The sequence below is a fragment of the Rickettsia endosymbiont of Pantilius tunicatus genome (assembly GCF_964291875.1).
GTDB lineage: Bacteria > Pseudomonadota > Alphaproteobacteria > Rickettsiales > Rickettsiaceae > Rickettsia.
Genome location: NZ_OZ198175.1, coordinates 75,315 through 88,716 on the forward strand (window position 1 = coordinate 75,315; position 13,402 = coordinate 88,716).

Genomic DNA, 13,402 nt, shown 5'->3' on the forward strand with positions numbered 1-13,402 from the left:
GCTCACGTAGTTATCTACGCTCCGCAGGCTCACCGCTTATTTGACTTCCAAATCTTAAAATATCTGCGGTATATGACTACTATGTAACAATATATAACAACTATTTTATAACAATTACTCAAAGTGTTGAAAAAATATTTATTATTTTTTTTATTTCTATTTTGCTCAATTAATACACTTGCCAGTATTTGGGGTACTATAGGTGATTGTCTTAGTGATCCTTGTAATTGTGGGCAAAGTGAAAGAACAGAAACTTGGAATAAAGGTCCGAATCAAATAACAAAGAAATTTAAAACGGGTGCAAATTGTCCTCCTTGGAATAAAAGTGATGGTCGTGGTACGGATAATTGCTTATTACAATTTGATTATCCGGGTAGATTTACGCCTTTTGTATTAAATAGATGTGCTCAAGAGTCACCAGACAGTAGTTATTTTACTCCTAAAATAACTATTAGAATTCAAAGCTGTAATGCTGCTGCTTGCTGGTCTCAGAATGCTAATTTAAATTGGGATGGACAATGCGTATTATGGCCAACTGGTTATGGTTTACCGCTAACTAGAGTTTGTGCCAGAATTGCAGTGCCGGAAATGCCACCTCCTCCTGGAATAAATTCTAATCCTTCTCCTGCTGATCCTGGCTATACTGCAGGATTTCATCTTAATAAAGTTGGTTTTACCGAAAGTGACGATACTATAGTTGGGGTAGACGGACAAATACTTACTATTTCTTCCCCTAAGCTTTGTGCATATAGTGATCCAGGCCTTGTAAATCTTGTGTCAGATTCAGGGGCACATACTGATGCTCTGGACTGGAATCCTAATAGTCAACCACTACATGAAACTACTAAGCTTAGTCCAATTGCACAAGTATTAAAATTTTTAGTTACTACACTCAGCGGAGGAAATATACCAAAGTTACTAGGTACACTTCTTGGTATGATAAGCCAAGATTCAGAAATAATAAAAGTACTCCAAACTATACTTAATGCCATAGGTGACTTATTTAATTTCTTCCCTAATGCTGTAATAATACCAATTATTGAAGCTTTTGGGTCTTTAAACGGTTCTGTAGATGACTATTCTTTTGGCTGTGTACAATTACCTTTAGGTCCTTACCCGCCACCATTTTGTAAAGATTTAAATGAACTTAGTGTTCCTGCGGTCATTAATAATGTGTGTAGTGTTAAAAATTCTGATGGAAAAACTTTTAATCAATCTTCAGCTGTCTCGCCTTGTGTAGTGTCAAATGTCAGAAATAATATTATTAATAATACAGTGCGTGTCAGTTTTAATAATCTTATACCTCTTTGTACTGGTGACAAGCCTGATCTTACTACTTGTGTAGAAATAAATGGACCATTTACTTCGGCAAGTGGTGCTCACACAGCTACTGTTTATACAGATTTTATTAAACCTTGTAGTAGCTCTTCAAATGGTGTTCCTTGCATTAATACAAATATAAAATTACCTTGCGATGTTGCTGCTAATGGTTGTAATCAAGGTTTTAGAATAGTGTATTCGCAGGTTATGGGTAGCCTTGAAACTCCTAGTGATTATTTTATAAGTGATATACCTGATTGTGGTACTGCAGAAGCAGGTAACTCAACTTCTTGTCAAAAAATATGGGGAGTTAATATTGGTCAGTTTGTTGATGTAAGCGTACAATTTCCTGAAGTACAAGTTCAAGATAAAGATAATTTAATGCCAATACAGCAAAGCTTTACTTTAAATGATAATAACAATAAATCCCGAAGCCTTTATGTTTCTATCAGTAATACTAAAACAGATACACAAGATCCAGCCGATATCTGTGTATTTGAATCGAGTAGTTTAGCAGGATGCGTGTCTAGAGTAAGTGATTCATACAGTTTAGCTACTTACGAATGTGAAAAAGAATATTCGAGAATTGTTTGCCCAAGCAATACTTATTATACGCCACAATTTGTTGCTTCTATGCAAGTAAAAGATGATAAAGGTAATATTATAGATCAAACTAGCACACTTGTAACCCCATTATCATATGCTGCTGATCCTAATTCTACTGCTACAGAAAGTGTAGTAACGCTTGCTGGTTATAATTATAGTTCTTCTGTTGCATTTATCCCTAAAGATCCACCAAAATATCCGGATGATAAATATATTGCTATACCATTTTCGGGTCCTAATGCATTAAATCAAATAACAATTTACGGCGTATATAAAGATAATATACCGCCTTATGACAATAGTGGAAATCCAAATCCAAATGCAGTTTATTTAAAATATTTGGAATATATAAATGGTAAATATGTACAAGGTGGAACGCATACCTGCTTAATGCCGAAGAATTTCCAGCATTGTAGTCCTGTACCGCCACCACCGTCAACAACACCTAGTAATCCTAATAATAATCAACAAATAAATTGTGTGCCTGCCAAATTAGATCAGCCAAATACTGTAGATTGTAGCGTATTTAAAAGTAAAGTTGCTAGTTATGCAAACCTTGGCTTATGTGAGAGCACAAGCGGTTGTTCTCAAGTAGAAACTTTATCAGGTGCAGGAAAAGGTATTACTATTTATAGCTGTGCTAACAATAGTAATTGTTATGTTAATAATGATAACCCTAATACTCCTGTATGCGTCTTAACTACAGACTATTTAAATAGGATAAGTCCTGCATCTAATTTAGGTTCTATATTAGATGCTACTCGATATTATAAAGTTATATTTGACTCTAATAGTAACCCAACATATGATGTTAAAGTTTCAGATGTAAGAGATAAAACTTGGCGAGAATTAAATCTATGTTCGCCTATTTTAGCTCCTGTTTGTTCGGCAATTACTTCTCCACAACCTGCTGATGGTAATGCATTGTGGGGTGAAACAGATATAGGAGAGTTAAGAGTAGGTACATGTCCACCTAATTGGGTAGAAATAGATCCATCTTTAGATCCATATCCAGATCTGGAACCAAAAGGAACAAGCCTTAAGCGTTATTGTTTATCAAATTTTGATAAAAAAACTATTGAATTTGAACCTTTAAAACAAAATATTGGTTGTAGAGAATCGAAAGGACTACCTATAGAAATTATTGAAAACAATTTTCCTACAGAATTAGTAAATACCCCTTATAATCCTACTACAAAAACCGGTGATTTCATTTTAAATGTTGTACCATTACAACCTGATCCTAGCCTTGGAGTAGACGCATTTCCTCGTGATCCTAGAACTTTTATAGATGCATCAAATGAACCAGATAATAGTAAATTATTTACCATAACATTTAAAGTAACTTTAGATGCTATTATGGCTGATATCGATTATTTTAAAATTCTAGATTTATGGTATGATGATTGTACACTTGTATATGTTAATAATACAAAAGTTCTTAGTGCACCTATAGCTTCTCAAGATTCTTTGGATCAAAAAGCTTATTGTAACAATGGTAATGATCAAGGTATGGCGTTACAAGCTAAAAATTTACCACTTGATATCAAGCCTTATTTAAAACAAGGAGAAAATACTATAAAATTCCAGCTAAGAGTTATATATGGTGGAGGATTATATTATCATATGCAATATAAAATGCTGAGATAAGTTATGAGCTGGATTATTTTTTACACCATAATTTTTGCTTTATTAGTACTTGATTTAGGGGTTATACATAAAAAAAATGAAGTAATGAGCTTTAAACAAAGCTTACTTTTCAGTCTTTTCTATTTTACAATATCCTGTTTATTTGGCATTTATGTTTATTATAATATGGGAGCAGATAGTAGCCGTGAATATTATACTTGCTTTCTAATTGAAAAGGCTATGTCGCTTGATAATATCTTTGTTATATCAATTATCTTCCAATTTTTTACGATTCCACAAAAATATCAACATCGTGTTTTATTCTTTGGCATAATTGGCGTAATAGCTTTTAGAGCTGTAATGATTTATGGCGGGATTATGCTTATAAATAAATTCTCTTGGTTGTTATATATTTTTGCCGTGATACTTATTGTTACGGGCGTAAAAACTTTTTATATATCTCACAAAACCTTTGATATACAGAATTCTTATATTTATAAGTCAATAATAAAATATCTAAATGTTACCCCTAACCTTGAGGGGGATAAATTCTTTGTTACGCGTAACAAAAAACTATATGTTACTCCTCTTTTCATATCATTAATATTAATAGAAGCAATAGATTTAGTCTTTGCTATAGATAGTATACCAGCAATATTTGCTATTACTAATGATGCCTATATTATCTACACCTCAAATATTTTTGCTATTTTAGGGCTTAGAGCTCTATTCTTCTGTCTTGCAGAAATTGTTGAACGATTTAGCTATATCAAATACTCCTTAGCTTTAATTTTAATATTTATCGGGATTAAAATATTTATTCATCATTATATAGCTGTTCCAGCTTACATTTCTTTAACTGTTACCATTACTTTATTGCTATTGGGCATATTTGCTTCTGTAATTAGAAAAAATATAGTTGACCGCCAGTAGGCTAAAGATATAATATCCTTAAAAATTTTTCCAAGATAAATATAATGATCAAATTATTACAATTATTTACTGTTGCTTTATCCATTTTTATTACTAATACTGTTTTTGCCGAAGATAATATAAACGATAAAACCGGATTTTATATAGGAGGGGAAGGCGGTGTAGTTGAACCGGTTGTTAGCAAATTCCGTCATAAACATTCTAATACCGAAATTATTTTAAAAAGGGCAAGTATGTATAGCGGAAAAATAGGTTATACGATTTATCCGCAAATATCTGTTGAATTCTCGGCAACTTATCAACCTAAATATCGCTTACATTACGTATTACCACCGCAAAATTTGAGCAATGGCTTAACTATACCTAAAACTCCTGGGAATACTAAAGTATTTTCGAACATATATATGTTAAATCTTATTTATGATTTAGAAGAGATGAATGGTATCACTCCTTTTGTAATAATAGGTGGTGGTATAGCTCAGGTAAAAGTCAAACCTATATCTTCAAAATGGGATGTTATAAATAGCGATTATTTTAAAGTAAGAAAAACACATAAGAATTGTGTTGCTTGGCAAGCAGGACTCGGAGTTTCAAAGTCTCTTTCTTCAAATTTTAGTGTAGATCTAACCGCAAAATTACAAACAGTATATCGAGTAAGAATTGATTATGACACACTTGATATGAAAACAGGACAATTTTTACCCGCAAAACCTATTAAAAAAACTATAGGTGTTGGAGAATTTGGTATAGGATTTACTTATAGATTGCCATTTTAAAAATTCTGTGAAATATTTATATGGTAGCATTGTCATTGCAAGCATTTGCTTGGAGCGTGGCAATCCAGAAAAAATAATAAAAATACTATAAGTTAGCATTTTTTACTGGATTGCTTCGTCAAAACTTACAGCTTTCCCTCGCAATGATGCTAATTAATCTAACTTATAAGGAAAAAATATGTCTTCAAAAGCTAGTAATTCTTCTAATCTTCCTGATAGTCACGATAAAACAACAAAAGAAAAACATAATACGCAACCTGTTATTAATGGGGCAATCAATCATAATACTTATGACGAAGTGCCGTATGAAAGCTACCCATATTCCTTTACTAATCCTCATCATTTAAGCACTCTTGCAACTCTTTTTGGTGTAGATGCTCCTAATGTGGAAACCGCAAAAATATTAGAGTTAGGTTGTGCTGCTGGTGGTAATTTAATACCGCATGCTCTTCTTTATCCAAAGGCTCATTTTGTTGGTATTGATTTATCTAAAGTACAAATTGACGAAGCAAATAAGACTGTAAAAGAACTTGGGCTGAAAAATATAGAATTTCATCATTGTTCTATACTTGATATTGATGATTCTTTGAATAAGTTTGATTATATAATTTGTCATGGTGTAATGTCTTGGGTATCAAAAAATGTTAGAGATAAAATTTTTGACGTATGTAATAAAAACCTAAGCAAAAATGGTATAGCATATATCAGTTATAATACTTTACCTGGCTGGAATATGGTTCGCACGGTTAGAGATATGATGCTTTATCATTCTAATTCATTTGCAAATGTACGTGATAAAATAACTCAATCTAGATTATTATTAGATTTTGTTAAAGATAGCTTAGAGAATTCAAAAACACCTTATGCTGAAGTATTAAAAACCGAAGCCGGATTACTTTCAAAACAAACAGATCATTATTTACGTCATGATCATTTAGAAGAAGAAAATGCTCAATTTTACTTTCATGAATTTATGGATGAAGCTAGAAAACATAATTTACAATATTTAGCTGATTGTAACCTTTCTACTATGTATTTAGGTAACATGTCCCAAAAAGTAGTAGAGCAGTTAAAAGTCGTAAATGATATAGTTAGAAATGAACAATATATGGATTTTATTACAAATCGTCGTTTTAGAGCTACTCTACTATGTCATAATGATATAAAAATTAATAGAAATATTAATAACGAAGACATAACGAAATTTAATATGATCTTTAATGTTGTTCCTGAAAAATCGCTTAAAGAGGTTGATCTTAATAATTCTTCTGAAAGCTTAGCATTCTTTCTAAACGGCAATAAAGATAGTAATTTAACAACTGCTTCACCATACATGAAAGCTATTCTATATACTTTCAGTGAGCATCTTAATAACCCCTTAAGTTTTGAAAAAATAACTGAGGAAGCTAATAAAAAGCTACATGGTACTAAATTAAACGAAATAAAAGCTGAGCTTTTAGAAAATGCAATGAAGTTAGTGTTACAAGGTTACATTAATATCACCACTCAGAAACATAGAGAAACACCTGAGCTTAATAAGCCTAAAACTACAAAACTTGTAATACATCAAGCAAGCCATACTCCTTATATGTGGGTTACAAATTTGAAACATGAGCCAGTAGGTGTTAATTTCTTTGAAAAACTTGCTATTAGATATATGGATGGTAAGCATGATAAGGAAGCTATTATTGACGCAGTAATGGGTCATGTAGTAAAAGGTGAAATAAACTTAAGTAAAGACGGGCAGAAAATAGAAGATCAAGAGGTAATACGTAAACAGCTAGAAGTATTATTTATGCCGATGATTGATAAATTTGCTGCTAACGCTTTATTGGTTTAATACTTTTGTCATCCCGTGACTTGATTACGGGATTCCATAATACAAGCTGTGATATAAGATCCTGCGATCAAGTCGCAGGATGACAATATAAAAACTATGACCATATTTTTTTATTTATTTACAACATTAATCGTAATTAGCAGTCTATGCGTTGTTTTGAGCAAAAATTCCGTATATTCGGTGTTATGGTTAATTTTTGCCTTTATTAATGGCTCCGGACTTATGATACTGCTTGGTGTAGAATTTTTAGCCATGATGCTGATAGTTATATATGTCGGAGCAGTAGCAGTATTATTCTTATTTGTGATAATGATGCTGGATATGCATTTTAATAAAGCTATAATGCAGCTAAAAGAAAAGCCTATCTTAAGTATTTTTGTATCTTTGATTATGTTTGCTGATTTAGTAGTGATTATTTTACTTGGTACTAAAAATATTCATTTTAGTTCTGATCTATCGTTTGTCATAGCAAGTGATGTATCAAATACTAAAGCGATAGGAAAAATATTATATACTGATTTTATGATACCCTTTCAAATTGCAGGACTTATTTTATTTGTTGCTATGATCGGTTGTATTACCTTAACTCTTAGAAAACGTGATGGAGTAAAACGTCAGAATATTACAAAACAACTTTCACATAATAAAGAAAATGCTATATTAATGACTAAGCCTTTTATAAATAAAGGAATTGAGAATATCAAATATGAATGAATATATAGGGATTAATCACTATTTAATTTTAAGCAGTTTGGTTTTTACTATTGGGATGCTTGGATTATTTATGCATCGCAAAAATATTATAAATATATTAATGTCGATTGAACTAATGCTGCTTGCAGTTAATATAAATTTTGTTGCTTTCTCGGTATATATGCAAGAATTATCGGGGCAGATTTTCAGCATCATAATTCTAACTATAGCTGCTGCTGAAACTTCTATTGGTCTTGCGATATTATTGATATATTTCCGTAATAAAGGCTCGATTGAAGTTACAGATATTAATCAGATGAGGGGATAAAGATGTATCAAAGCATTGCTACAATGATTATTGTATTACCTCTTGCTTCTGCTTTAATAAACGGATTATTTGCAAGTAAAATGGATGAAAAGCTAGCTTCTATAATTGCAACCTCATTTTTATCATTATCAGCATTATTTGCAGCGATAATATTTTGTCATACTGGTCTAGACGGGCATATAATCCATATAAAATTATTGACATGGATTAAAGTAAGCCAATTTAAGGTAGATTGGTCGATTTATATAGATCAGTTAACAAGCATAATGTTTATAGCCGTCACATGGGTATCTAGCGTCGTGCATATTTATTCTCTTGGCTATATGGCAGAAGATAAGGGGATAGTACGTTTCTTATCGTTTCTGTCACTGTTTACTTTCTTTATGTTAATGCTAGTATCGGCTGATAATTTCTTACAATTATTTTTTGGTTGGGAAGGGGTTGGGGTCTGCTCATATTTACTAATTGGTTTTTGGTATTCAAAAGAATCAGCAAATAAAGCGGCTATTAAAGCTTTTGTAGCAAATAGAGTTGGAGATTTTGCCTTTATTTTAGGTGTAATAACGATTATTTTTTATTGTCATTCGGCAAATTATGAAGATGTATTTTTACTTGCTCCAAAATTAGCTAATACAAAAATATTACTCGCTGGTCTTGAATTTTCTGTTCTTGATATTAGCTGCTTATTGTTATTTATAGGTTGTATGGGTAAATCTGCACAAATAGGCTTGCATGTTTGGCTTCCTGATGCAATGGAAGGACCTACTCCTGTATCTGCACTAATTCACGCAGCAACTATGGTAACAGCAGGTGTATTTTTAGTAGCACGCTGTTCATATTTATTTGAATATAGTCCCTTAGTTCTACAGTTTATTACAATTATTGGTGGTATTACTTGCCTTTTTGCTGCAAGCATTGCTATTATGCAAAACGATATCAAAAAAACTATCGCCTATTCAACTTGTAGCCAGCTTGGTTATATGTTTATGGCTTGTGGAGTATCAGCATATAATAGTGGTATATTTCATTTAGTAACACATGCTTTTTTTAAAGCCTTACTATTTTTATCAGCTGGTAGTATTATACACGCAGTTCATGAGCAGGACATATTTAAAATGGGCGAGCTGCGAAATAAGATGCCTATAACTTATGGAAATTTTTTAATTGGTTCGCTTGCGTTAATAGGGATCTATCCGCTTGCAGGGTTTTATTCGAAAGATTTAATTTTAGAAGCGGTTTATAGTAGTGGATCGTTTATGTTTATATTTGGTATATTAGCTGCAATACTTACCGCTATTTACTCAATGAAAATAATTATATTGGTATTCCACGGCAAAACTAGGTTAGCAAAAGATGTTTTTGAGCATGCTCATGAACCTCCTAAAGTAATGAATAATCCTCTTATATTATTAGTAGCAGGAAGCTTTTTCAGTGGGATGATCGGTTATTATCTGCTTTCAATGGATAAACCAAATGGTTATTTCCATGATAGTCTACTTAATTTACAAGTTTATAAGCTATTAATTACTCATCCACCGTTGCATATTAGGTTATTACCAATGATAGTGGGGATAATAGGTATTATTGCAGGGATTTGTTTATATAAGTCAAATTCTATTATGTCATTCCTGCGAAAGCAGGAATCCGGTAAAGATAATTGCTTTATCAAAATATTAACCAATAAATATTATTTTGATGAGCTATATAATTTCTTAATAATAAAGCCGATCAACTGCTTAGCTTATTTATTTTATTCTGGTGATCAAAAAATAATTGATCGTTTTGGTCCAAATGGTTTTGCTAGAAGTGTTAATTGTTTCAGTAGATTGACCGGCAAAACCCAGACTGGATACGTTTTTAATTATACTTTGTATGTAGTATTTTTCATGGTTGCAGTAATAAGCTGTTTCATATGGCTAGGAGTAAGTTTGTAGATGCTAGAATTACCAATCATATCAATTACTATCTTTCTGCCTCTAATAAGTGTGCTATATATTTTGCTATTCATTAGTCAAAGCAAAAAACCCGATAAGCAAATACATACAATGTATATTGCGGTGCTGAGTAGTGTTTTAACATTCATCTCAACTATATATATATTAATAGAATTTGATTCATCTAACCCAGCTTATCAATTTGTTGAACGATATAGTTGGCTTGATAAAATTGGGCTTGAATTCCATGTGGGTATTGATGGTATATCAATATTTTTTCTAGCTTTAACTTCCTTTCTTACTCTTATTTGTATTATTGGGAGCTTATTTACTGTTAAAAAATATATTAAAGAATATTTGGTATGTTTTTTATTGATGGAATCTTTTTGTATAGGAGCATTTACCTCAATAAATTTATTATTATTCTATTTATTCTTCGAAGTAATATTAGTTCCAATGTATATTATTATCGGAGTATGGGGTGGTGAGAATAGAATATATGCTGCTGTTAAATTCTTCTTATATACTTTTTTTGGCTCAGTATTTTTCTTATTATCAATTATATATATTTATAGTAAGATTCACAGTTTTGATTTAAGCAATATCGGTGAGTTTACTAATAATTTTCCTTTGCATGTGCAACAAATTTTGTGGTGGGCTATTTTTATTGCCTTTGCCATCAAAATTCCTATGATTCCGTTTCATACATGGTTACCTGATGCTCACGTACAAGCCCCTACCAGCGGATCAGTTATTCTTGCTGGTATTTTGCTAAAGCTTGGTGGCTATGGTTTTTTAAGGGTATTACTGCCACTTCTACCTAACGCATCACAAGAATTTGCAATTTACGTAATTTGTCTTAGTGTTATTGCTATAATATATGCCTCCCTTGTCGCCTTAGCCCAAAAAGATATGAAAAAAATGATCGCCTATTCGTCTATTGCTCATATGGGTTATGTCACTATAGGTATTTTTAGCTTTACTAATAGCGGAATTAGTGGGGCATTATTCCAAATGCTCAGCCATGGTATAATTTCTTCTTGTTTATTTTTAATAGTTGGCACTTTATACGAAAGATTACATACTAAAGAGATAGCTAAATATGGTGGTGTTGCAAGTAAAATGCCAGTGCTTGCCACGTTTTTTATGATTGCAATGCTTGGCTCTGTTGGGTTACCTGGCACTAGCGGATTTATTGGTGAATTTTTAAGCCTGCTTGGAATTTATGAGGTAAATATAATAGCAACTTTCTTAGCAGCTCTTGGTATTATTCTTGGTGCTGTTTACATGTTGAAGCTATATAAAGAAGTTATGCTGGGCGAAATTACTAATAAAGAAATCATTAATTTCAGAGATTTATATAGTTATGAAGTAATCTCAATTGCTCCTTTAATATTACTAATTATTTATTTCGGTCTAATGCCAAGTTCTATTTTAAATGTATTTCATTTGTCAGTAGAGAATTTGTTAGTTAAATTTTTCTAGTTGATTATAAAAGATTCAAGTGTTACTCTAATTATAGAACTTTAAATTGAAGTCTATATGTTAAAAAGAATGGAAAAAACAGTTAAAGACGTAAATGAGAAGCTAGATGATGCAAGTAGAGCAGTTGGTCAGGACGTTAATGAAGCAACAGGAATAGATGTAAGTCATGTTGTTAACCCAGAAGCATCTGACCATAAAGAAGCTTTAAGAAATGCTCGTGAAAAATTAGGAATCGGTAACAGCCAAGAAAAGGATAATACAGAACTTGCTGGGGATAATGATGAAGTTGAATTACACTAATAAAATATCATGAAAGTTAAATCTAGCATAGTATCTACAATTTTCTCTAAATTATTTGCGGAAGAAAAAATGGTAAGTGAAAATTTGCCATCTTCTGCTAATAATATAACTGATATAAGCGAGGAAAGCCAATCTCTGGAAAATAATTCTAATCATGATATAGTGTTATTAGAGCTATACTAAAATGTTATCATTCCATCAATTAAAATTTAGTATATATCAAAAAAAATTGTTTGATAATCTAAGCATTACTTTTCTTAATTCTACTATTACTTATATAAAAGGAGCTAATGGTTGTGGTAAAACTTCGCTATTACGCATGGTAGCGGGCATTATGCAGCCAAGTAACGGTAATATTTTCTACAGAAATCTTAACATTAACAATATTGCTAAGCCGTATTGTACTTATATTGGTCATAATTTAGGTCTAAAGCTTGAGATGACTGTTTTTGAAAATCTAAAATTCTGGTCAGAGATTTATAATTCAGTTGAAACTCTAGATGCTGCCATTCATAATTTTAAATTATATGATTTATTAGATGAGAAATGCTATACTTTATCCAGTGGATTACAGAAAGTTGTAGCTTTAGCAAGACTTATTGCTTGCCAATCAGATCTATGGTTGCTTGATGAAGTTGAAACCAATTTAAGTAAAGAAAATAGAGATTTACTAAATAACTTAATTGTCATGAAAGCAAATAGTGGTGGTATTGTACTTCTATCTTCTCACACCGAAAATCATATTAAATCAGCACAAATATTACAACTTACTTGAAGTATTAAATGAAATACTATAAACTCAAAAAGTTCATAACTTCTTATTTATAGGAGTATACTCGTTTTATTTGAAAAATTGGCGGCGTTACTTTTTGCTTATAATCCGCTACTATACTAGTATGTACGCTGCGGTTATAATCTTCAAAGTCGATTCCTCTTTTCCAAATAAAACTTCATCTACTAATTATTCATTTATTAGAGGTATATATTATGCAAGTAATAAAAGCTTTAGAACAGGTCTTAGCAGATAGCTACGCCTTATATTTCAAAACACAAAATTATCATTGGAATGTTGAAGGGGCTGAATTTAGAAGCCTACATTTATTATTTTAAGGACAATATGAAGATTTAGCCGAAAGTCTAGACAAGCTAGCCGAACGAATAAGAACTTTAGATGCTAAAGTTCCAGCATTATCAAATTTAATAAAACTAGCATCTATAAGCGAGCCGAATCCTAATGCTTCTGCAAATGAAATGCTAAAAAGTCTTGTAAAAGATCAAGATATTATTATAGATACTTTATATAAAGGTTTAAAAATCGCACAAGCATAGGGTGACGAGGGAACTGCCGATATGATTATTGGACGGATTAAAGTACACGAGAAAAATAGATGGTTCTTAAAAAGTAGTATAGCCTAATGTCATCCCTATTTCCGTCATTGCGAGCCACTGAAAGTGGCGTGGCAATCTCAGGAGTATAGTACTGTTTTATGAAATTGCCACGTCGAGGCTTTGCCTATCCTCGCAATGACGTTAATGTCTATGACACCAAGTAACCAAA

The 13,402-nt window shown here is 31.7% G+C and carries 11 protein-coding genes and 1 pseudogene; all 12 read left to right on the forward strand.

The genetic code is table 11. The features are described 5' to 3' along the window. Positions 1-123 precede the first annotated feature (123 nt). The 12 genes and pseudogenes from ACICQC_RS00465 to ACICQC_RS00520 all read left to right on the forward strand — a co-directional run bounded on the left by ACICQC_RS00465 (position 124) and on the right by ACICQC_RS00520 (position 13,260). Positions 124-3,576, forward strand: coding sequence for a hypothetical protein (locus ACICQC_RS00465; protein WP_395477003.1), 3,453 nt, complete (start codon positions 124-126; stop codon positions 3,574-3,576). A gap of 3 nt (positions 3,577-3,579) precedes the next feature. Continuing rightward, positions 3,580-4,488 (forward strand): TerC/Alx family metal homeostasis membrane protein, encoded by a 909-nt coding sequence (locus ACICQC_RS00470; RefSeq protein WP_395477004.1) that lies wholly within the window; start codon positions 3,580-3,582, stop codon positions 4,486-4,488. A gap of 44 nt (positions 4,489-4,532) precedes the next feature. Continuing rightward, the gene (locus ACICQC_RS00475) at positions 4,533-5,264 is read left to right on the forward strand and encodes an outer membrane protein (RefSeq protein ID WP_395477005.1); all 732 of its coding nucleotides are present in this window, start codon (positions 4,533-4,535) and stop codon (positions 5,262-5,264) included. Positions 5,265-5,442: 178 nt separating this feature from the next. Further along, on the forward strand, positions 5,443-7,104 hold the full coding sequence (locus ACICQC_RS00480) for a methyltransferase regulatory domain-containing protein (protein WP_395477006.1): 1,662 nt from the start codon (positions 5,443-5,445) through the stop codon (positions 7,102-7,104). 96 nt (positions 7,105-7,200) lie between these two features. Next, complete coding sequence (locus ACICQC_RS00485) at positions 7,201-7,818, forward strand: NADH-quinone oxidoreductase subunit J (RefSeq protein WP_395477007.1); 618 nt, start codon at positions 7,201-7,203, stop codon at positions 7,816-7,818. Next, positions 7,811-8,125 (forward strand): NADH-quinone oxidoreductase subunit NuoK, encoded by a 315-nt coding sequence (gene nuoK / locus ACICQC_RS00490; protein WP_395477008.1) that lies wholly within the window; start codon positions 7,811-7,813, stop codon positions 8,123-8,125. Before ACICQC_RS00485 ends, nuoK begins: the two co-directional genes overlap by 8 nt. A gap of 2 nt (positions 8,126-8,127) precedes the next feature. Next, positions 8,128-10,059, forward strand: coding sequence for an NADH-quinone oxidoreductase subunit L (nuoL, locus tag ACICQC_RS00495; protein ID WP_395477009.1), 1,932 nt, complete (start codon positions 8,128-8,130; stop codon positions 10,057-10,059). Next, positions 10,060-11,544 carry an NADH-quinone oxidoreductase subunit M gene (locus ACICQC_RS00500; protein ID WP_395477010.1) on the forward strand — a complete coding sequence of 495 codons (1,485 nt, stop codon included), beginning with the start codon at positions 10,060-10,062 and terminating at the stop codon, positions 11,542-11,544. It abuts the gene before it with no gap. Positions 11,545-11,601: 57 nt separating this feature from the next. Then, the gene (locus tag ACICQC_RS00505) at positions 11,602-11,844 is read left to right on the forward strand and encodes a hypothetical protein (RefSeq protein WP_395477011.1); all 243 of its coding nucleotides are present in this window, start codon (positions 11,602-11,604) and stop codon (positions 11,842-11,844) included. 9 nt (positions 11,845-11,853) lie between these two features. After that, positions 11,854-12,027 (forward strand): hypothetical protein, encoded by a 174-nt coding sequence (locus ACICQC_RS00510; protein ID WP_395477012.1) that lies wholly within the window; start codon positions 11,854-11,856, stop codon positions 12,025-12,027. A 1-nt stretch (position 12,028) separates the two neighbouring features. After that, positions 12,029-12,619, forward strand: a complete 591-nt coding sequence (gene ccmA / locus ACICQC_RS00515; protein WP_395477013.1) for a heme ABC exporter ATP-binding protein CcmA — start codon at positions 12,029-12,031, stop codon at positions 12,617-12,619. A 212-nt stretch (positions 12,620-12,831) separates the two neighbouring features. Further along, a pseudogene (locus ACICQC_RS00520) lies at positions 12,832-13,260 on the forward strand (Dps family protein). Positions 13,261-13,402 lie beyond the last annotated feature (142 nt).

Excerpts from the sequence above, each read along its gene's own strand:
- ACICQC_RS00470 (WP_395477004.1), top strand. The coding sequence starts at position 3,580 with ATGAGCTGGATTATTTTTTACACCATAATTTTTGCTTTATTAGTACTT.
- ACICQC_RS00475 (WP_395477005.1), top strand. The coding sequence starts at position 4,533 with ATGATCAAATTATTACAATTATTTACTGTTGCTTTATCCATTTTTATT.
- ACICQC_RS00480 (WP_395477006.1), top strand. The coding sequence starts at position 5,443 with ATGTCTTCAAAAGCTAGTAATTCTTCTAATCTTCCTGATAGTCACGAT.
- ACICQC_RS00485 (WP_395477007.1), top strand. The coding sequence starts at position 7,201 with ATGACCATATTTTTTTATTTATTTACAACATTAATCGTAATTAGCAGT.
- nuoK (WP_395477008.1), top strand. The coding sequence starts at position 7,811 with ATGAATGAATATATAGGGATTAATCACTATTTAATTTTAAGCAGTTTG.
- nuoL (WP_395477009.1), top strand. The coding sequence starts at position 8,128 with ATGTATCAAAGCATTGCTACAATGATTATTGTATTACCTCTTGCTTCT.
- ACICQC_RS00500 (WP_395477010.1), top strand. The coding sequence starts at position 10,060 with ATGCTAGAATTACCAATCATATCAATTACTATCTTTCTGCCTCTAATA.
- ACICQC_RS00505 (WP_395477011.1), top strand. The coding sequence starts at position 11,602 with ATGTTAAAAAGAATGGAAAAAACAGTTAAAGACGTAAATGAGAAGCTA.
- ACICQC_RS00510 (WP_395477012.1), top strand. The coding sequence starts at position 11,854 with ATGAAAGTTAAATCTAGCATAGTATCTACAATTTTCTCTAAATTATTT.
- ccmA (WP_395477013.1), top strand. The coding sequence starts at position 12,029 with ATGTTATCATTCCATCAATTAAAATTTAGTATATATCAAAAAAAATTG.